General features: G+C 74.2%; 16 protein-coding genes. 1 reads left to right on the top strand and 15 read right to left on the bottom strand.

Going from position 1 to position 19,578, the window contains the following annotated elements; all coding sequences use genetic code 11:
* Positions 1-33 precede the first annotated feature (33 nt).
* From BL253_RS17730 to pyrR, 13 genes are all read right to left on the bottom strand, one after another.
* Complete coding sequence (locus tag BL253_RS17730) at positions 34-2,406, bottom strand: primosomal protein N' (RefSeq protein ID WP_076818225.1); 2,373 nt, start codon at positions 2,404-2,406, stop codon at positions 34-36.
* 251 nt (positions 2,407-2,657) lie between these two features.
* Entirely contained in the window at positions 2,658-3,854 is a 1,197-nt protein-coding gene (gene metK / locus BL253_RS17725; RefSeq protein WP_076818224.1) for a methionine adenosyltransferase, read from the bottom strand.
* A 154-nt stretch (positions 3,855-4,008) separates the two neighbouring features.
* Positions 4,009-5,214, bottom strand: a complete 1,206-nt coding sequence (gene coaBC / locus BL253_RS17720) for a bifunctional phosphopantothenoylcysteine decarboxylase/phosphopantothenate--cysteine ligase CoaBC (RefSeq protein ID WP_241834887.1) — start codon at positions 5,212-5,214, stop codon at positions 4,009-4,011.
* A gap of 32 nt (positions 5,215-5,246) precedes the next feature.
* On the bottom strand, positions 5,247-5,528 hold the full coding sequence (gene rpoZ, locus BL253_RS17715) for a DNA-directed RNA polymerase subunit omega (protein ID WP_076818222.1): 282 nt from the start codon (positions 5,526-5,528) through the stop codon (positions 5,247-5,249).
* Between the two features lie 216 nt (positions 5,529-5,744).
* On the bottom strand, positions 5,745-6,290 hold the full coding sequence (gene gmk / locus BL253_RS17710) for a guanylate kinase (protein WP_076818221.1): 546 nt from the start codon (positions 6,288-6,290) through the stop codon (positions 5,745-5,747).
* Between the two features lie 312 nt (positions 6,291-6,602).
* Entirely contained in the window at positions 6,603-6,923 is a 321-nt protein-coding gene (gene mihF, locus BL253_RS17705; protein WP_007518859.1) for an integration host factor, actinobacterial type, read from the bottom strand.
* 228 nt (positions 6,924-7,151) lie between these two features.
* A complete protein-coding gene (pyrF, locus tag BL253_RS17700) occupies positions 7,152-7,946 on the bottom strand; it encodes an orotidine-5'-phosphate decarboxylase (protein WP_198946291.1) in 795 nt (264 codons plus the stop codon).
* On the bottom strand, positions 7,943-11,242 hold the full coding sequence (gene carB, locus BL253_RS17695; protein WP_076818263.1) for a carbamoyl-phosphate synthase large subunit: 3,300 nt from the start codon (positions 11,240-11,242) through the stop codon (positions 7,943-7,945). The genes pyrF and carB overlap by 4 nt, the downstream gene beginning before the upstream one ends.
* The gene (gene carA / locus BL253_RS17690; protein ID WP_076818220.1) at positions 11,242-12,396 is read right to left on the bottom strand and encodes a glutamine-hydrolyzing carbamoyl-phosphate synthase small subunit; all 1,155 of its coding nucleotides are present in this window, start codon (positions 12,394-12,396) and stop codon (positions 11,242-11,244) included. Before carA ends, carB begins: the two co-directional genes overlap by 1 nt.
* Before the next feature lie 202 nt (positions 12,397-12,598).
* Positions 12,599-14,464 (bottom strand): PH-like domain-containing protein, encoded by a 1,866-nt coding sequence (locus BL253_RS44765; protein ID WP_076818219.1) that lies wholly within the window; start codon positions 14,462-14,464, stop codon positions 12,599-12,601.
* A complete protein-coding gene (locus BL253_RS17680; protein ID WP_076818218.1) occupies positions 14,461-15,798 on the bottom strand; it encodes a dihydroorotase in 1,338 nt (445 codons plus the stop codon). Before BL253_RS17680 ends, BL253_RS44765 begins: the two co-directional genes overlap by 4 nt.
* The gene (locus tag BL253_RS17675; protein ID WP_076818217.1) at positions 15,795-16,736 is read right to left on the bottom strand and encodes an aspartate carbamoyltransferase catalytic subunit; all 942 of its coding nucleotides are present in this window, start codon (positions 16,734-16,736) and stop codon (positions 15,795-15,797) included. The genes BL253_RS17680 and BL253_RS17675 overlap by 4 nt, the downstream gene beginning before the upstream one ends.
* Positions 16,733-17,434, bottom strand: a complete 702-nt coding sequence (gene pyrR, locus BL253_RS17670; RefSeq protein ID WP_081438413.1) for a bifunctional pyr operon transcriptional regulator/uracil phosphoribosyltransferase PyrR — start codon at positions 17,432-17,434, stop codon at positions 16,733-16,735. Before pyrR ends, BL253_RS17675 begins: the two co-directional genes overlap by 4 nt.
* Positions 17,435-17,944: 510 nt before the next feature.
* Here pyrR and bldD point away from each other — a divergent pair.
* On the top strand, positions 17,945-18,442 hold the full coding sequence (gene bldD, locus BL253_RS17665) for a transcriptional regulator BldD (protein ID WP_076818216.1): 498 nt from the start codon (positions 17,945-17,947) through the stop codon (positions 18,440-18,442).
* A 125-nt stretch (positions 18,443-18,567) separates the two neighbouring features.
* On the opposite strand, the gene nusB is transcribed toward bldD, so the two are convergent.
* Positions 18,568-18,978, bottom strand: a complete 411-nt coding sequence (gene nusB, locus BL253_RS17660) for a transcription antitermination factor NusB (protein WP_076818215.1) — start codon at positions 18,976-18,978, stop codon at positions 18,568-18,570.
* The gene (gene efp / locus BL253_RS17655; RefSeq protein ID WP_076818214.1) at positions 18,975-19,538 is read right to left on the bottom strand and encodes an elongation factor P; all 564 of its coding nucleotides are present in this window, start codon (positions 19,536-19,538) and stop codon (positions 18,975-18,977) included. Before efp ends, nusB begins: the two co-directional genes overlap by 4 nt.
* Positions 19,539-19,578 lie beyond the last annotated feature (40 nt).

Raw genomic sequence — 19,578 nt, 5'->3', positions numbered from 1 at the left:
GACGGTCAGGGCTCTGTCCACTCCTACCCGCTGTCAGCCGAGGGAGAGCGGATCGAGCTGGACGCGCAGACCGGCGGCGGCGCGGCGGGCGTCCAGCACGCCGCGGGCCGCGCGCAGGGCGTCGGCGAGCTCGCCGCCCTGCTTGCGCGGCACCCGTACCAGCAGCCGCTCCCTCGCCTCGTCCGCACCGTCCCCGCCGCCCGTCGCTGACCCGCCGTCCAGGCCGGGGGCGCCGGGTCCGCCGGCGGCGGCCGGGGGCGCCGCGGAACCGACCCGCCGGGCCGGCGCGGGCAGCGGCACCGGGCCAAGGACGTCGACCGTCGCGGGGAGGGCCGCGGCATCCAGGAAGGCCCGCAGCGTCGGCGCCGCGCCCTCGACGGCGGCGATCCTGGTCGCCGGCGGGAAACCGAGCTCCGCGCGGTCGTCGGCCTCGCGGGCGACGAAGCCGGCCGGGTCCCAGCGCAGCAGCGCCTGCACGGGAGCGAGGCCCTCGTCGGCGACCACGACGACCCGGCCTCCGGCCGGGCCCGCCACGGCCAGCGCGGCCGCGTTCGCCCAGCGGCGCAGGGTCTCCTCGCCGGCACGCAGGTCGGGCCGGCCGAGCAGGGCCCAGCCGTCCAGCAGGAGCACCGCCCCGTAGCCACCGTCGGCGACGGGCTCGGCCCCCGGGGTGGCGATCACCAGCGCGGGGCTGGCCGGGACGGTGGCGAGCACCTCGTCACGCCCGGAGGTACGCAGCGTGACGCCGGGAAAGGCCCGCCCCAGCTCCTCGGCGGTACGCCGGTCGCCGCTGACGGATGCCCGCAGCGCCGTCCCGGAACAGCCGGGACAGGCCCAGTCGACCGTCGGCCGGCCGCACCATCGGCAGCCGGGTACGCGCCCTCCGCCGGGCCGCCCGAGCGGCCCGTGGCAGTGCGGGCACCTGGCCGGGCGGCGGCAGGAGGAGCAGGCCAGCGACGGCTGGTAGCCGCGCCGGGGCACCTGCACGAGCACCGGGCGGCCGGCCGCCAGCGCCTCGCGGGCCGCCCGGACCGCCAGCGACGGCAGCCGGGCGGAGCGGGCCGCCTCGTCGCGGGCGACCTCCCAGTCCGAACCTGTCGGCCGGACGAGCGGCGCGAGCTGCCTGGCCTCGCCGCGGGGCAGCACCAGCGGATGCGCCCAGCCGGACCTCGTCAGCGCCTCCGCGTCGGTGGAGGGGACGTGGCCGCCGACGAGCAGCGCGGACTCCTCGAGCCGGGAGCGCAGCACCGCGACGTCGCGGGTGTGTGGGTAGGGCGCGCGCGGCTCGGCGTGCAGGTCGTCGCCGTCGTCCCAGACAACCACGAGACCGAGGCGCTCGACGGGCGCGAACACGGCGGCACGGGTGCCGACGACCACCCTGGCGCGGCCGCGGCGAGCGGCGAGGAAGCGCCTGTACCGCTCGGCCGGCCCGAGATCGGCCCGCAGGCTCACCACCAGCCCGGCGCTGGGCCCCAGATCGGCGGTGAGCGCGTCGGCGACCCGATCGGCGTCGCGGTGGTCGGGGACGATCACCAGCGCGCCTCGGCCACCGGCCAGCGTCGCCCGCACCGCCGCGGCGACCATGGCGGGCCAGGCCGGCCCGGGCGGCGCCCACCACACCGCCCGCGGCGAGCGGCCCGCCGCGAGCGCCGCGAGCAGGCTCGGGCCGGCCGGGTAGCGCCGCCACTCGCCGGCGTCAGCGGGTGGGGCCGGGTCTCCCGGATGCGCCTCGCCCGCTTCGTCCCCCTCGCCCGCGGCGCCGGCCGCCGCGAGGATGGCTTCCCCGGCGCCGGACGCCCCGGCGCCGGATTCGCTGGCGGCGGCCCGCTCGACGGGGGCCTGCCGCGCGCCAGCCGTTGTCCTGTCCGTTGTCGCCGCGTCGGTCTTCGCCGCCTGGGCTTTCGCCGCGCTGGCTTTCGCTGTGCCGGCTTTCGCCGCGCCGCCCTTCTCGACCGCGGCATGGCGGGGCGGGACGGCGAGGCGGAGCACGTCGGCGAGGGTGCCCGCGTACCGGTCGGCGACCGCGCGGGCGAGCCGGGCCACCGGCCGCGACAGCACCGGCTCCGGCGAGATCACCTTCGCCAGCGGGGCGAGCCTGCCGCCGTGCTCGGACCGGTCCACCCGATCGAGGACGAAGCCGTCGACGAGCCGCCCGGCGAACCGGACCCGCACCCGCGCGCCTGGCACCGCGTCGGCGGCCATCGACGCGGGCACCAGGTAGTCGAACGGCCGGTCGAGATGCGCGAACGGCACCATCGCGGCGACGCGCGCGATCGGCAGCTCGACCGCCGTGGCCGCGTCCTGGCTGGTCGGCGGCCGCCTCGCCACCGCCGGCTGGGGCGCCTCGCCCGCCGGCTCCTCCGGACGCGCGGCCTCCTCGGCGGAGAGGCCGGGGAGCAGGTCCATGACGGCATTCGTACCAGGAGGCTCCGACAGGTCCGGCGCCGGGCGCGCGATGGCCCCGGCCCGGCGGCCGGGCCGTGACCAGGCCCGATGCGCCACGCGCGGACACGCCGCCAGACGTGTCTGCCCGGTCCCGGAGACCGGGACCGGGCAGACACCTGGCGAGCCAGGCGTGTTCCTGTGGCCGGCGAAGCCCTGCCGCGCGGAGCCGCGAGCGCGGGGGGCTCCGAGCGGGGCTCAGCCCAGGCCGGCCACTAGCCCTTGACGGCCTTCGCGAGAGCGTCGGCGCGGCTGGTGGACTCCCAGGTGAAGTCCAGCTCCGGACGGCCGAAGTGACCGTACGCGGCGGTCGGGGCGTAGATCGGGCGGAGCAGGTCCAGGTCGCGGATGATCGCGGCCGGGCGCAGGTCGAAGACCCGGTTGATGGCGTCGGAGATCTGCTCCTCGGGGACCGCGGCGGTGCCGAAGGTCTCGACGAACAGGCCGACCGGGTGCGCCTTGCCGATCGCGTAGGCGACCTGCACCTCGCACTTGGTGGCGAGCCCGGCCGCGACGACGTTCTTCGCGACCCAGCGCATGGCGTACGCGGCGGACCGGTCGACCTTGGACGGGTCCTTGCCGGAGAACGCGCCGCCGCCGTGCCGGGCGTAGCCGCCGTAGGTGTCGACGATGATCTTGCGGCCGGTGAGGCCGGCGTCGCCCATCGGGCCGCCGATCTCGAAGCGGCCGGTCGGGTTCACCAGCAGCCGGACACCCTCGGTCGAGATGCCGAGCGTCGCCAGCTCGGGGTCGACGACGTACTCCTTGATGTCGGGCGCCAGCAGCGTGTCGAGGTCGATGTCGGCCGCGTGCTGCGTCGAGACGACGACGGTGTCAAGCCGGACCGGCTTGCCGTCGACGTACTCGATGGTGACCTGGGTCTTGCCGTCCGGGCGCAGGTAGCCGACCTGGCCGTCCTTGCGGACCGCGGAGAGGCGCCGGGCCAGCCGGTGCGCGAGCGCGATCGGCAGCGGCATCAGCTCAGGGGTCTCGTCGACGGCGAAGCCGAACATCAGGCCCTGGTCGCCGGCGCCCTGCTTGTCCAGCTCGTCCTCGGTGGAGCCGCCGACCCGGTTCTCGTGCGCGCTGTCGACGCCCTGGGCGATGTCGGGCGACTGCGAGCCGATCGACACGCTGACGCCGCAGGAGTGGCCGTCGAAGCCCTTCTTGGACGAGTCGTAGCCGATCTCCAGGATCTTCTCCCGGACGACCGAGGCGATGTCGACGTAGGTCTTGGTGGTCACCTCACCGGCGACGTGCACCTGGCCGGTGGTGATGAGCGTCTCGACGGCGACCCGGCTACGCGGGTCGTCCTTGAGCATCGAGTCCAGGATGGCGTCACTGATCTGGTCAGCGATCTTGTCCGGGTGTCCCTCGGTGACGGACTCGGACGTGAACAGGCGCGTCGCCACTTGGTGGTACCCCCTGAAAGATCCGGCAGATTCTGACGAAGTTTACCGATGCGGTCGGACGGGTAGACGAGGCGCCTCATCGTCCGTCATTCCGGTGTCACCGGCGTGACCAGGAGAGCTCACACCGCCGCAACAATCCGGTTCGGCCGGGCGCCTACGCGAGGCGACCAACGACCAGGTCAAGGACGCGGTGGGCCAGCAGATCCTTGGTGGTGTGCTCGATGGTCGTCGCCGAGCCGTCGAGCCCCAGGACGACGGCCTTGTTGTGGTCGACCTCGAAGCCGAGCCCGGCCCCGACCTCGTTGACGACCAGCAGGTCGGCCCTCTTGCGGGCGAGCTTGGCGCGGCCGAGGTCGAGCACGGACCCGTCCGGGCCACCGGTCTCGGCGGCGAATCCGACCAGCAGCTGGCCCGGCCGGCGGGCCTCGCGGGTGGAGACCAGCTCGGCGAGCACGTCCGGGTTGGGCTCCAGCTCGACCGGCGCCGGGACGCCGCCCTCTTTTTTGATCTTGTAGTCCTGGGGCTTGGCCGGGCGGAAGTCCGCGACGGCGGCGGCCATGACGACGACGTCGGCGCTCCCCGCGGCGGCGTGCACCGCGTCCCGGAGGTCGAGCGCCGAGGTGACGCGCACGACGGTCGCGCCGGCCGGGTCCGGCAGGGCGACGTTGGCCGCGACGACGGTCACCCGCGCGCCCCTGGCCAGGGCGGCACGTGCCAGCGCGTAGCCCTGGCGGCCGCTGGAGGAGTTGCCGAGGAAACGCACCGGGTCGAGGTGCTCCCGGGTACCGCCGGCGCTGACCACGACGCGGCGGCCCGCGAGGTCGGGCCGCCCGGCGGCCGGGCCGAGCGCGAGCACCGCGCGGGCGAGCGCGGCGATCTCGGCCGGCTCGGGCAGCCGCCCGGCGCCGGAGTCGGGGCCGGTGAGCCGCCCGACGGCCGGGTCGACGACGATCGCGCCCCGCTCGCGCAACACGGCGACGTTGGCCCGGGTGGCCGGGTGCTCCCACATCTCGGTGTGCATCGCCGGGGCGTAGAGCACCGGGCAGCGCGCCGTGAGCAGGGTCGCGGTCAGCAGGTCGTCGGCGCGGCCGGCGACGGCCCTGCTCATCAGGTCGGCGGTGGCGGGAACGACGAGCACGAGGTCCGCCTCACGGCCGATCCGCACGTGCGCGACCTCGTCCGGGTCGGCCCACACGTCGGTGTGCACCGGGCTGCCCGACAGCGCGGCCCACGTCACCTCGCCGACGAACCGCAGCGCGGCCGGTGTGGGCACCACGCGGACGTCGTGGCCGGACTCGGTGAGCCGGCGCAGCACCTCCAGCGCCTTGTACGCGGCGATCCCGCCGGAGACACCGAGCACGACGCGCGGACGCCCACCCGCCCCCTCCACGGTCAGGAGGCAGGCGGGAGCGGCTCGGGAGTGGCCTCGTGGGTGAGGAGGCCCGCGTTGATCTCGCGCAGCGCGATCGACAGCGGCTTCTCCTGGGCACTGGTCTCGACCAGCGGGCCGACGTGCTCCAGCAGGGCCTCGCCCAGCTGCGAGTAGTAGGCGTTGATCTGGCGGGCACGCTTGGCCGCGTAGATCACGAGGCTGTACTTCGAGTCGGTCGCCTCGAGCAGCTCGTCGATCGGCGGGTTGGTGATGCCCTCGGGCTGGGCGGGTGTACCGGACAAGGTGGTCCTTCCGGTGGCTAGGTGCTCAGATGGCTAGGTGCTCAGGTCTGGGTCTGGCGGTTCAAGGACGGCGGCCGGACGAGGCCCGTCGTCGGAGTCCCTGGGGAACCCGCCTCTCGGCCGCGCGGCACCTTGGGACGCCCGGATTCCGCATTCCGGAGGGCGACCGGTGGGCCACGCGGTGTGGTCGAGAGGGCTGGGAGTGGTCCCCAGAGATCACTCGGTAATCAGCAACGATACCAACCGGGCCGCCGCGGCCTCGACGTCGTCGTTCACGACGACCGCGTCGAACTCCGGCTCGGCGGTGAGCTCGACCCGGGCGCGGGCCAACCGGCGTTCGATCACCTCGGGCCGCTCGGTGCCCCGCCCGGTCAGCCGGCGGACGAGCTCGTCCCAGCTGGGCGGGGTGAGGAAGACGAACCTGGCGGACGGAATCGCCGTGCGCACCTGGCGGGCACCCTGAAGCTCGATCTCCAGCAGCGCGGGCAGCCCGTCGTCGAGCCGCCGCTCCAGCGGCGCGCGGGGCGTGCCGTAGCGGTTGCCCGCGAAGGTGGCGTGCTCGACGAACTCGCCGTCCTTGACCATCCGGTCGAACCGGTCGTCGTCGACGAAGTGGTACTCGACGCCGTCGGTCTCACCCGGCCGCGGTGCCCGGGTGGTCGCGCTGACCGACACCCAGACGTCCGGGAAAAGCCGGCGGACGGCGGCGACGACCGTCCCCTTCCCGACTCCGGACGGGCCGGAGAGCACCGTGAGACCCATCCGCCCACCTTAGGGCGCCCAGAGGCCAATCTGGCCCCGGGCGGGGGCGCAAAGTGCTGGGACGCCGAGGCCGGCCGGAGACGAGCCTCCCGGTTCCCCGGGGTGCCCGCTCCGGCCGGCCTCGACCTGTCCTAGCCAGGCATGGCGAGGGCATACCGCCCCGCCGTCCCAGCGTGGTCACCGGCTCCCCGGCCATGGACACGACCGGGACGCACAACCCACCGACGATGTCCGCCGAACGCCGCCGGCGAGTCCCCAGGGGTCCCGCATCGCGCTGGAGGCGCTATGCGGAGGGACGCGCCGGCGCCCTCGTCAGGACGCCGCGCCGAACTCCTCCAGGAGCGCGGCCCGCTGCTTGGCACCAAGGCCACGCAGCCGACGGGTCGGGCTGATGCCGAGTCGTTCCCGGATTCGCTGGGCCCGAACGCGGCCCACCCCCGGGAGCGACTCGAGCACCGCCGAAACCTTCATCTTGCCGACGACCTCGTCTTCCTCGGCCTGTTCCAAGACCGCGGCCAAGGTCGTCTCCGCCTTTTTGAGCCTTTCCTTGAGGTCGGCACGCTGCTTTCGCGCCAGCGCGGCCTTCTCAAGGGCGGCTGCCCGCTGCTCGGGCGTCAGGGGCGGCAGGGGCACGGTTACGCCTCCTCAAATGGGGTGATCGCGACGCGCAACCTAGCGAGTACTTTCGCGCCGGTCTAGCGGAGGTCGCTCCCACCCAAAGAAGGTTTACCGGCCCGAAACGCCGCGTTACGAGACCGCGAGACCGCTGACGCACAAGGGCCACCCGGTCTGCCGACCAGCCGTGAACGCCACATCCATGCCAGTACGGCATGGAGTTGTCTCAACTAGCACAAAACGGCGTTACCGCAGGTCAGCGCCCCGCGACAGCCCGCCAAGGGTGACCGCGAGCRCCGCCGCGACAGTCCCTGGATCGGTTGCGCCGGTGACCGGGCGCCCCATCACCACGTAGTCGGCACCCGCCGCGAGGGCCTCTTCCGGGGTCGCGACCCGGGCCTGGTCCGCCCGGTCAGCACCCCTGGGACGGACCCCAGGAGTGATGAGAGTCACACTATTTCCGACCTCTTCCCGGAGCCGTTCGGCCTCCCGGGGGCTGCAGACCAGCGCCCCGGCGCCCGCCTCCACAGCGAGCACCGCGAGCCGGTGGGCCGCGTCGAGGGCCGGTCCGGCGAGTCCGACGGCGTCGAGGTCCGCCTCGCCCAGAGAGGTGAGAACGGTCACCCCGGCGACCGTGAGCGGCTCCACACCGGCCGCGGCGGCCGCCTCACCCGCCGCCTCGACGGCGGCCCGGACCATCGCCGCCCCGCCGGAGGCGTGCACGGTGACGAACCGGGGCCGCAGGACGGCGACCGAGCGCAGCCCGCCCGCGACCGTCGCCGGGATGTCGTGCAGCTTCAGGTCGAGGAACAGCCCCGGCCCCGCCGCCTCGCCGTCGGGCCCCGCCTCGCCGGCCAGCAGCCCCTCGGCGCGCAGCGCCGCGACGACGGCCGGCCCCTCCCGGTAGAACAGCTCCAGCCCGACCTTGAGGAGCGCCACGTGCGGCGCGACGGCGCGCGCCCACCGCAGCGCGGTCGCCGCGTCCGGCGCGTCCAGCGCGACCGCCACCGGCGCCCGCACCGAGCCGTTGATCGCGCTCACCGGGCCAGCCCGACGGCCCAGGTGGTGCGCAGCTCCTCGTGGTACGACTGCAGCGGCCGGACGCCGAGCTCGCCGCGTGACAGCGCCTCGATGCCCTGCACGCAGGCCGCCGCGGCCTGGATCGTCGTGATGCACGGGACGCCGGCCGTCACGCACGCCGTCCGGATCTCGTAGCCGTCCAGGCGTGGCCCGACGCCCCAGGGGGTGTTGATGACCAGGTCCAGCTGCCGTGCGTTGATCATGTCGACGCAGTCGACGAGGCCGTCCGCCGGCGCCCGGTGCTTGCCGAGCACGACCGCCTTCACCCCGTTGCGCCGCAGCACCGCCGCGGTGCCCTCGGTCGCGTACACGGCGAAGCCGAGGTCCGCGAGCCGCTTGATCGGGAAGATCATCGCCCGCTTGTCCCGGTTGGCGACGGACACGAACACCCGCCCCGACGTCGGCAGCGAGGCGTAGGCCGCCGCCTGCGACTTCGCGTACGCCGTCCCGAACCCGCCGTCGATGCCCATCACCTCGCCGGTGGACTTCATCTCCGGCCCGAGCACCGTGTCCACCCCGTGGCCGCCCGAGTCACGGAACCGGCCGAAGGGCAGCACCGCCTCCTTCACGGCGATGTGCGAGTCCAGCGGCAGCGTCGCGCCGTCGCCCGCCGCCGGCAGCAGCCCCTCGGCGCGCAGCTGGGGGACGGTCGCGCCGAGCATCACCCGGCTCGCCGCCTTCGCCAGCGGCACCGCCGTCGCCTTGGAGACGAACGGGACGGTCCGCGACGCGCGCGGGTTCGCCTCCAGCACGTACAGCACGTCGGACTGCAGCGCGTACTGGACGTTGAGCAGGCCGCGCACGCCCACGCCCCGGGCGATCGCCAGCGTGCTGTCCCGGATCCGGTCAAGCTCGGAGCGGCCCAGCGTGATCGGCGGCAGGGCGCACGCCGAGTCACCGGAGTGCACCCCGGCCTCCTCGATGTGCTCCATGACGCCCGCGAGGTAGAGCTCCTCGCCGTCGAAGAGCGCGTCCACGTCGATCTCRACCGCGTCGTCGAGGAACCGGTCGACGAGCACCGGGTGCTCCGGGGAGATCTGGGTCGCCCGGTCGATGTAGTCGCGCAGCATCCCGTCGTCGTAGACGATCTCCATGCCGCGCCCGCCGAGCACGTAGCTCGGCCGGACGAGCACCGGGTAGCCGATCCGCTCCGCCACCGCGTGCGCCTCGCCGTAGGACGTCGCGACCCCGTGCGGCGGCGAGGGCAGGCCGGCGGCGGCGAGCACCTCGCCGAACCGGCCGCGGTCCTCGGCGAGGTGGATGGCCGCCGGGGAGGTGCCGACGATGGGCACRCCGGCGGCGGCGAGGCGGGCCGCGATGCCCAGCGGCGTCTGGCCCCCCAGCTGGACGATCACGCCGGCGAGCGGCCCGGCCTGCTGCTCGGCGTGCACGACCTCGAGGACGTCCTCGACGGTGAGCGGCTCGACGTAGAGCCGGTCGGCGGTGTCGTAGTCGGTGGAGACCGTCTCCGGGTTGCAGTTGACCATGATGGTCTCGTAGCCGGCGTCCGAGAGCGCCATGACCGCGTGGCAGCAGGCGTAGTCGAACTCGATGCCCTGGCCGATCCGGTTCGGCCCGCTGCCGAGCACGATCACCCGGGGCTTCTCCCCCGGCGCGACCTCGGTCTCCTCGTCGTAGGCCGAGTAGTGGTACGGCGTGGCCGAGGCGAACTCGGCGGCGCAGGTGTCGACCGTCTTGAAGACCGGCCGGATCCCGTGGGCGTGCCGGAACGCGCGGACCTCGTCCTCGGACGTCCCGAAGATCCCGGCGAGCTGGGCGTCGGAGAAGCCGGCCCGCTTGGCCCGCCGCACGGCGACGACGTCGTCGTGGCCGGCCGCGGCGGTGGCCGCGGCGACCTCGTTGAGGAAGACCAGCTGGTCGACGAACCACGGGTCCATGCCGGTGGCGTCGACGAGCTCGGCCGCGCCGGCGCCGGCGAGCAGCGCCTGCTGCATGACCTTCAGCCGGCCGTCGCGCGGGACGCGCGCCGTGGCGAGCAGCTCGGCCGCCTCGGCCTCGGGCGGGGTGAACGAGAACACCGCCGTGGGGCGCTCCAGGGAGCGCAGCGCCTTCTGCAGCGCCTCGGCGTAGCTGCGCCCGACGCCCATCGCCTCGCCTACGGACTTCATGTGCGTCGTGAGCGTCTCGTCGGCGCCGGGGAACTTCTCGAACGCGAACCGCGGCACCTTGACGACGATGTAGTCCAGCGTCGGCTCGAACGCGGCCGGGGTGGTGCGGGTGATGTCGTTCGGGATCTCGTCGAGGGTGTAGCCGAGCGCGAGCTTCGCGGAGATCTTGGCGATCGGGAAGCCGGTGGCCTTCGACGCGAGCGCGGACGAGCGCGACACCCGCGGGTTCATCTCGATGATGACGATCCGCCCGGTGCGCGGGTCGACGGCGAACTGGATGTTGCAGCCGCCGGCGTCGACGCCGACCGCGCGCATCACCGCGATCGAGAGGTCGCGCATCCGCTGGTACTCGCGGTCGGTGAGCGTCATCGCCGGGGCGACGGTGATCGAGTCGCCGGTGTGCACGCCCACCGGGTCGACGTTCTCGATCGAGCAGACGACGACCACGTTGTCGGCGCGGTCGCGCATCAGCTCGAGCTCGAACTCCTTCCAGCCGAGCACGGACTCCTCGAGGAGCACCTGGGTGGCCGGCGAGGCCGCGAGGCCGTCGGCCGCCATCCTGGCGAGCTCGTCGGGGTCGTGGGCGAAGCCGCTCCCGGCGCCGCCGAGGGTGAAGCTCGGCCGCACGACCACCGGGTAGCCGAACTCGCCGGCGGCGGCGAGGCACTCCTGGACGGTCACGCAGATCGCGCTGCGCGCGCTCTCGCCGCCGATCTGGGCGACGATCTCCTTGAACAGCTGGCGGTCCTCACCGCGCCGGATCGCCTCGATGTTCGCGCCGATGAGCTGGACGCCGAACTGCTCCAGCACGCCCGCGTCGTACAGCGCGACGGCCGTGTTCAGCGCCGTCTGGCCGCCCATGGTGGCCAGCAGCGCGTCCGGGCGCTCCTTCTCGATGATCTTGGCGACGATCTCGGGGGTGATCGGCTCGACGTAGGTCGCGTCGGCCAGCTCCGGGTCCGTCATGATCGTGGCGGGGTTGCTGTTGACCAGCACCACCCGCAGGCCCTCGGCGCGCAGCACTCGGCAGGCCTGCGTCCCCGAGTAGTCGAACTCGCAGGCCTGGCCGATCACGATCGGCCCCGAGCCGATCACCAGGACGCTGCGCAGGTCGGTCCGTCTGGGCATCACTTACCCCCCTTCGCCATGAGCTCACAGAACCGGTCGAACAGGCCCTGGGCGTCGTGCGGGCCCGCCGCCGCCTCCGGGTGGTACTGAACGCTGAACGCGGGCACGTCCAGGCAGGCGACGCCCTCGACGACATCGTCGTTGAGAGCGACGTGGCTGACGGCGACCCGGCCGAACGGGGTGTCGACGTGCGTCCCGTCGGTCGGCGCGGCGACCGCGAAGCCGTGGTTGTGGCAGGTCACCGCGATCTGGCCGGTCGAGAGGTCCTTGACCGGCTGGTTGATGCCCCGGTGGCCGTAGGTGAGCTTGTAGGTGCCGAAACCGAGCGCCCGGCCGAGCACCTGGTTGCCGAAGCAGATCCCGAACAGCGGCACGCCGGCCCGCAGCACGCCGCTCGCCGCCTCGACCGCGTAGTCGGCGGTCGCCGGGTCACCGGGGCCGTTGGAGAAGAACACCCCGTCCGGCTCGACGGCCAGCAGGTCGTCGGCCGTCGCCCTCGCCGGCAGGACGTGCACCTCGCAGCCGCGGGCGGCCATCGACAGCGGGGTGTTCCGCTTGATCCCCAGGTCCAGGGCTGCGACCCGGAAGCGCCGTTCGCCACCGGCCGCAGCGACGACGTACGGCTCGCGGGTGCTCACCTCGGGGGCGAGGTCGGCGCCGACCATCTCCGGGCTCGCCAGCACCTTGCCCAGCAGCGCGGCCGGGTCGGCGGACAGGCTGGAGATGCCGCAGCGCATCGCCCCGCGCTCGCGCAGGTGGCGGGTGAGCGCGCGGGTGTCCACCCCACTGATGCCGACGACGCCCGCCCGGGCGAGCTCCGCGGCCAGGCCGCGCTCGGCCCGCCAGTTCGACGACAGCCGGCTCGGGTCGCGCACGACGTAGCCGGCGACCTGGATCCCCGACGACTCGTAGTCGCGGTCGTTCACCCCGGTGTTGCCGATGTGCGGCGCCGTCATCACCACGACCTGGCCGTAGTACGACGGGTCGCTCAGCGTCTCCTGGTAGCCGGTCATGCCGGTGGAGAACACCGCCTCGCCGAACGTCTCGCCGACGGCGCCGTAAGCCTCGCCGGCGAACGCCCGGCCGTCCTCCAGGACCAGCACCGCCGGCTGGCCGACCGCTGGTCCGGGCCTGGCCTGTTCCCCTGCTCCCACCTGTGCCTCGTTCCCTGCTCGGTCAGGACCGCCTCGGCGGCCCCCGTCACATCCCGCGCCCGTCGGCGCTCATGTCCTCGTCACGAGGAGGACCCGTCGCCCGGGGTGCGTCGCTCAGAGCCCGGCGCCCTCGCGGGGCGCCGGGCCAGGCACTCCAGTTCCCGCGCGGCCTGGTCACGGACCCGGCCGCGTCGGGTGTCCCTCAATGCTCGCGGCGCGGCCAGCGGCGCGTCACGTCGTCATACGGGTCGTCCCCGTCCCCGGGCTGGGACGACCCGCCCTGCCTCCCGTCGACCGCGTACGGGTCCACCGACGCGTACGGATCGGACGGCGCGTACGGATCGGCCCGCGCGTACGGGTCGGACGCGTAGGGATCGGCTGGCGGCCGGGGGTCCCGCGCGCCCGGCGAGGCTGGTCCCGCCGGTCCTGGGTAGCCGCCCGCCGCCGCGTACGGACCGGTGGGCCCGGCCTGGGGCGCCGTGGACGGGTCGGGCCGCCCTGGCGGGTACGCCCGCGGCGGCACCGCGTCGTACGGGTCCGGCGGCGGCGCCGCCGGCGCGGGATAGGCCTGGGCCGGCGTCGGCTGGCCCTGGCCGTACGGGTCGTACCCGCGGGCGTCGGTCGGGCCCGCGACCGGCCGCCGCCCAGCCGGGGAGATCCCGCCAGGCTGTGGGGCTTCCGCGCGCCAGGGTGTGCCGCCGGGCGGCCCGTCCGCTCGGGTCACCGAGAACCCGTCCGTATCCGGGCCCCCGTACGCTCCGCCGCCGCCGCCGGCCGGCGGTCGCTGCCCGCCGGCCGGTGGCGGCGGCGCCACGGCGGGTGGGCGAGGGGCCGTGGCCGGAGGCCGGGGAGCCGCGGACGGCGGGCGGGGCGGCATCGCGGGCGGGCGGGGACTCGTCGGCCGCCCGCCGGGAACGGCGCGCGGCGCGGGCCGGCGGGCCGTGTCGCCGGGGCCCTGGGCTGGTGACCAGCCTCCAGGAGAACCCGGCTGGCCGATACCCGGTGCGCCGGGGGTACCCGGTGCGCCGGGCGCCGGCGGTCGCGCCGGCTGGCCGGGACGGGACCGCCGCCCCGGTCGCGGCGCGCCGGGGCCGCCCGGGACGGCCGGGCCAGGGGCGGGAACGGACGACGCGCCGGGCGCTCCGGGGCCGGCGCCGGCGCCGTAGGCCACACCGCGCGGGTTGCCCACGTACGGGTCGGCGCCAGTCCCGGCCGCCGCGCGCGGGCTGGTGCTGTAGGGGTCGGGGTTGGGCGCGACCGCCGCGCTCGGGCCGGTGCCGTAGGGGTCGGCGCCGCGCCGGTCGGCGATCTCCTGCTGCAGGGTGCGGCTGCCGCCCCGGCGGCCGGGACGGCCGCCGCGGCCGGACGCGGCCTGGTGCGTTCCCGCCCCGTGCGCGCGGCCGCGGGCGGCGACCGGGACGCCGCCCTCGGCGCCGACGGGCGGGTTCCGGCGCGGCCGCAGCTGGCGCAGCGCGCGCGGCACCGGCCGCGGCGAGGTGACCTCGCCGTCCATCGCGCGCGTCGGCGGCCCGATCAGGTCGTGCACCGAGCGCATCACCTTCGGCTGACGGGCCCGGTCCTCCCCGCGGAAGCCGGTCTCCAGCTCGCGGCCGTCCAACGACCAGGCGATCACCAGCAGCCGCCCGGGGGTGGCCACCTTGCCGGCGTGCGCGCGCTCCAGCCGGGCGCCGCGGACCGCCTCCCGCGGGATCCAGAACGCCGAGGCGCCGCGGTCGACCCGCACGCCGCCCTCGTGGACGGTGATGTAGGCGCCGTCCTTGCCAGACAGGCCGCGGGCGGAGAACCACTCGAGCCACTGGCCGGCGTCGGTCGTCCCCAGGTAGGCGCCGCGCAGCGGGGCGGCGAGCACCTCACCGGTCTCCTCCGGCGGGGCGAGCAGCTCCGGCAGGCCCTCCTCCTGCTGGGCGGCGTGGCGGCGCCAGGTCTGCCGCAGCCAGCCGATCACCGCCACCAGCAGCAGCACGATGCCGAAGACCAGCAGCAGGCGCAGGCCGATCAGGCCAGCCCCTCCGCTCGCGGCGGCGACGTGCGCGGTGACCAGGTTCATACGATCTTCCCGTCGAGGACCGTGGGTCGTCCAGCGAGGAAGGTGGCGTGTACCTGTCCCGGCATCGTCATCCCCCGGTAGGGCGAGTTCCGGCTGCGGCTGGCGAACCTCGCGGGGTCGACAACCCAGCGCGCCTCCGGGTCGACGAGGGTCAGCGTCGCGGCGGCGCCGACATCCATCGAACTCCTGGCGCCGGCGGGCACCTCGGGCAGGCCACCGATGCGGGYCGGCGCGAGCGCCATCCGCTCGGCGACGCCGGCCCAGTCGAGCAGCCCGGTCGTCACCATCGTGTCGATGACGATCGACAGCGCGGTCTGCAGGCCCAGCATCCCCGGCCGGGCGGCGGACCACTCGGTCTCCTTGTCCTGCGGGGCGTGCGGGGCGTGGTCGGTGGCGACCGCGTCGATGGTGCCGTCGGCGAGCCCGGCGCGCAGCGCCTCGACGTCCTCGGCGGTGCGCAGCGGCGGGTTGACCTTGTAGACCGGGTCGTAGGTGGCGGCCAGCTCGTCGGTGAGCAGCAGGTGGTGCGGGGTGACCTCGGCGGTGACCCGCCAGCCCTTCGACTTCGCCCAACGGATGATCTCCAYCGATCCGGCGGTGGAGACATGGCAGACGTGCAGCCTGGAGCCGACGTGCCCGGCGAGCAGCGCGTCGCGGGCGATGATCGCCTCCTCGGCGACCGCCGGCCAGCCGGCCATGCCCAGGCGCGCCGAGCAGGTGCCCTCGTTCATCTGGGCGCCCTCGGTCAGCCGGGGCTCCTCGGCGTGCTGGGCGATGACACCGTCGAACGCCTTGACGTACTCCAGCGCCCGGCGCATCAGCAGCGCGTCGGCCACGCAGTGGCCGTCGTCGGAGAAGACACGCACCGCGGCGGCGCTGGTGGCCATCGCGCCGAGCTCGGCGAGCCGCTTCCCGGCGAGCCCCTCGGTGACCGCCCCGACCGGGCGGACCTCGCAGTGGCCCGCGTCCCTGCCCAGGCGCCAGACCTGCTCGACGACGCCGGCGGTGTCGGCGACCGGGTGGGTGTTCGCCATCGCGAAGACGGTGGTGAAGCCGCCGAGCGCCGCGGACCTCGTGCCGGACTCGACCGTCTCGGCGTCCTCCCTGCCCGGCTCGCGCAGGTGGGTGTGCAGGTCGACGAAGCCGGGCAGCGCGTACAGGCCGTCGGCGTCGAGCACCTGGGCGCCGGTCTCGGTCGCGTCCAGCGTGCCCGCGGCGCCTGTCTCGACGATCCGCCCGCCGGCGAGCAGCAGGTCGGCCCGCTCGCCGCCCAGTGGCCGCACGGCGCGCAGCAGCCAGGTCTCAGCCGGACCAGGCACCTGACCTGACGTCATCTGGTGACCTCCCGCTCGTCCCGCTCGTCCGCCCCGCCCAGCAGCAGGTACAGGCAGGCCATGCGGACGCTGACCCCGTTCGCGACCTGCTCGACGACGGTAGACCGCGCGGAGTCGGCCACCTCCGAGGAGATCTCCATGCCCCGCACCATCGGCCCGGGGTGCATGACCAGCGCGTGCTCCGGCAGGGTGGCCGCGCGGTCGGCGTCCAGGCCGTAACGACGGCTGTACTCCCGCTCGGTCGGGAAGAAGGCCGCCGACATCCGTTCCTGTTGCACACGCAACATCATGACAACGTCCGAGGCGGGCAGCACGGCGTCCAGGTCGTAGGAGACGTCCACCGGCCAGGCGGACACCCCGTGCGGCACCAGCGTCGGCGGCGCGACCAGCGTCACCTTGGCCCCGAGGGTGTGCAGCAGCCAGACGTTGGACCGGGCGACCCGCGAATGCAGCACGTCGCCGACGATCGTCACGGCCAGCCCGTCGAGCCGGCCGAGCCGGCGGCGGATCGTGAACGCGTCCAGCAGCGCCTGGGTGGGGTGCTCGTGGGTGCCGTCGCCGGCGTTGAGCACGCTGCCGTGCACCCAGCCGGCGAGCCGGTGCGGGGCGCCGCTGGCCGGGTGCCGGCAGACGACCGCGTCGGCGCCCATCGCCTCCAGGGTCAGCGCCGTGTCCTTGAGGCTCTCGCCCTTCGAGACGCTGGAGCCCTTCGCCGAGAAGTTGATGACGTCGGCGGACAGCCGCTTGGCCGCGAGCTCGAACGAGGTGCGGGTGCGGGTCGAGTCCTCGAAGAACAGGTTGACGACGGTGCGCCCGCGCAGCGTCGGCAGCTTCTTCACCGCGCGGTCCGAGAGCCGCGCCATCTGCTCGGCGGTGTCGAGCACGAGCAGCGCGTCCTCGCGGCGCAGGTCCGCGGTGCTCAGCAGGTGGCGGTTCACCGGCCGGCTCCCGCGGCGGGCGGCGCCGGCTCGTCCGGGGAGACGATCAGGACGGCGTCGGCGCCGTCGGTCTCGGTGAGCCGGACGGCGACCGACTCGCGCCGCGACGTCGGCATGTTCTTGCCGACGTAGTCGGCCCTGACGGGCAGCTCCCGGTGGCCGCGGTCGACGAGGACGGCCAGCTGCACCGCGCGGGGGCGGCCGTACTCGGCCAGCGCGTCGAGCGCGGCGCGCACCGTGCGGCCCGAGTACAGGACGTCGTCGACGAGGATCACCACCCGGCCGTCGACGCCACCGTCCGGGATGTCGGTGACCCGCAGCGGGCGGACGGCCCGCAGCCGCAGGTCGTCGCGGTACATCGTCGGGTCGAGCGAACCGGTCGGCACCGCGACGCCCTCGACATCGTGGATGCGGGCCGCGAGCCTCGCGGCCAGCGGGACACCGCGGGTGGGGATCCCGAGCAGCACCACACCGGCGCCGCCGGAGGTCTTCTCGAGGATCTGGTGGGCCATCCGGCTGACGATCCTGGAGATGTCGGCGGCGGCGAGCACTGTCCGGCTCACCCGCTCCGCGCCAGGACCGGAACGGTCCGAGCCGGCGTCTTCGCCGTCGGCGCCGGAGGTCCGGGAACCGGCATCCCCGAGGGGAGCGCCCAGATCATCAACGGGGCCGTCATTACGGCGAGCAGCGTCAGCCACCCGGCCCTCCTTCCCCGCCTCACGGGACGGTCCTTAAAGGAGCRATCCGAACGACGGTACCAGCCACCGCGACCGCTACCGGGCGTCGCGAGGAAGCCCACGGCGTGCTTGCGGGATGTCACACCGTCCTGTCGCGCAACGTGCACACCATGGCGCGACGGCGGTACGCTCACGCGCCGCGATCCGCACTCTCGATGACGCTCCCCCACGCGTCAGTCACCCAGAGCACTCGCATGGCGATAGGACGTAAGAGTGACGTGAACCTCGTTCGATCCGGGTCACATCGCGTTACCGTTAGCCGACACCGCTCGGCGGGCGCCCGGTACCCCGAAGTCCCCGAGGGAGTAGCGCCAGGAGCGACGGTAGCGCTACAGAAAGTGGTACAAAGAAAGAGGCGACACGACCCCCCTCATGTCGGGTCGCAACCGCCTGGRCACTACTATCGGTAACCGCCGACGGCAAGAGCCTCGGCTCCATCTGACTCAGACCACGACAGGAGTGGGCACTCCGATGTCCKACTATGCGAAGGCGCTCGGTGCTCGGCTGCGGGCAATACGCACCCAGCAGGGGCTCTCGCTGCATGGCGTGGAGGAGAAGTCGCACGGTCGGTGGAAGGCCGTCGTCGTGGGTTCCTACGAACGTGGGGACCGCGCCGTCACCGTTCAGCGCCTGTCCGAGCTCGCCGAGTTCTACGGCGTGCCGGTGGGCGAGCTCCTTCCCGAAGGCTCGACCGTCGCTCCGCTGGAGCAGTCTCCGCGCATCGTCCTTGACCTCGAGCGGCTCTCGCAGGTCCCGAAGGAGCAGGGCGGCCCGCTCGCCCGGTACGCGGCCACCATCCAGAGCCAGCGCGGTGACTACAACGGCCGCGTCCTGTCGATCCGCTACGAGGACCTGCGTTCCCTCGCGGTGATCTACGACACCTCGCCGAGCAAGCTCACCGAGCAGCTCGTGTCGTGGGGCGTGCTCTCTCCCGAGGCCGGCCAGGAAGCCGCCGCCTCGGACGCTTAGAGCCCCTCTCGGTCTGACGCCGGGCACCAACCCGGTACGCCGCACGAGGCGGCGTACCGGGGCAGCCGCGGACCGCGGCCAGCCGGCTCGCGAGGCCGGCTGACCGGCGAGGACCCTTCGCGCCGCTAGTCCACCGCGGACGGCTTGACGTCCAGGAGGCTGGCGAGCAGGCCGTTGACGAAGGCCGGTGAGCGGTCGGTGGACACCGACTTCGCCAGTTCCACCGCCTCGTCTATCGCCACCCGGTCCGGGATGTCATCCCGCCAGACCATTTCCAGGACCGCGATCCGCAGAATGTTGCGGTCCACCGCCGGCATCCGATCGAGTGTCCACCCCTCGGCGTGCTCGGCGATGAGCCCGTCGATCCGCTTCTGGTGCTCGGCCACGTCCCGGACGAGGTCCCGGGTGTACTCGTTGACCGGCGGGTCGGACTGGGCCGACCGCGCCGCGAGCGTCTCCAGCGGGGAGACGGACCGCAGGTCCGCCTCGTAGAGAATGTCGAGCGCGCGCTTGCGCGACTTCGACCTGGCGCTCAGCTGGTCACCCGGCCGAGGTAACGCCCGTCGCGGGTGTCGACCTTCACCTTCTCGCCGGTCGTGACGAACAGCGGCACCTGGATGGTCGCGCCGGTCTCCAGCTCCGCCGGCTTCGTGCCGCCGGTGGACCGGTCGCCCTGCAGGCCCGGGTCGGTGTGCGAGATCGTCAGCTCGACGCTCGCCGGGAGCTCGACGTACAGCGCGACGCCGTCGTGCAGCGCCACCGTCGCGACGGTGTTCTCCAGCATGTAGTCAGCGACCGTGYCCACGACCTCCGGCGGGATCGGGATCTGGTCGTAGGACTCGCTGTCCATGAAGACGAACTCGGCGCCGTCGCGGTAGAGGTAGGTCATCTCCCGCCGGTCGACGGTGGCGACCTCCACCTTGACGCCCGCGTTGAAGGTGCGGTCGACCACCTTGCCGGTGAGCACGTTCTTCAGGGTGGTGCGGACGAACGCCCCGCCCTTGCCCGGCTTGACATGCTGGAAGCCGACGACGTTCCACAGGACACCGTCGATGTCGAGCGTCATGCCGTTCTTCAGGTCGTTCGAGGTTGCCACAGTGCAAAGTCTCTCTATGCGATCCGCTTCGTCGAGGTCG

This window comes from Pseudofrankia asymbiotica, assembly GCF_001983105.1.
Taxonomy (GTDB): domain Bacteria; phylum Actinomycetota; class Actinomycetes; order Frankiales; family Frankiaceae; genus Pseudofrankia; species Pseudofrankia asymbiotica.
Note: the sequence above shows the minus strand (reverse complement) of the source record. Positions and strands in the feature narration are given on the sequence as shown.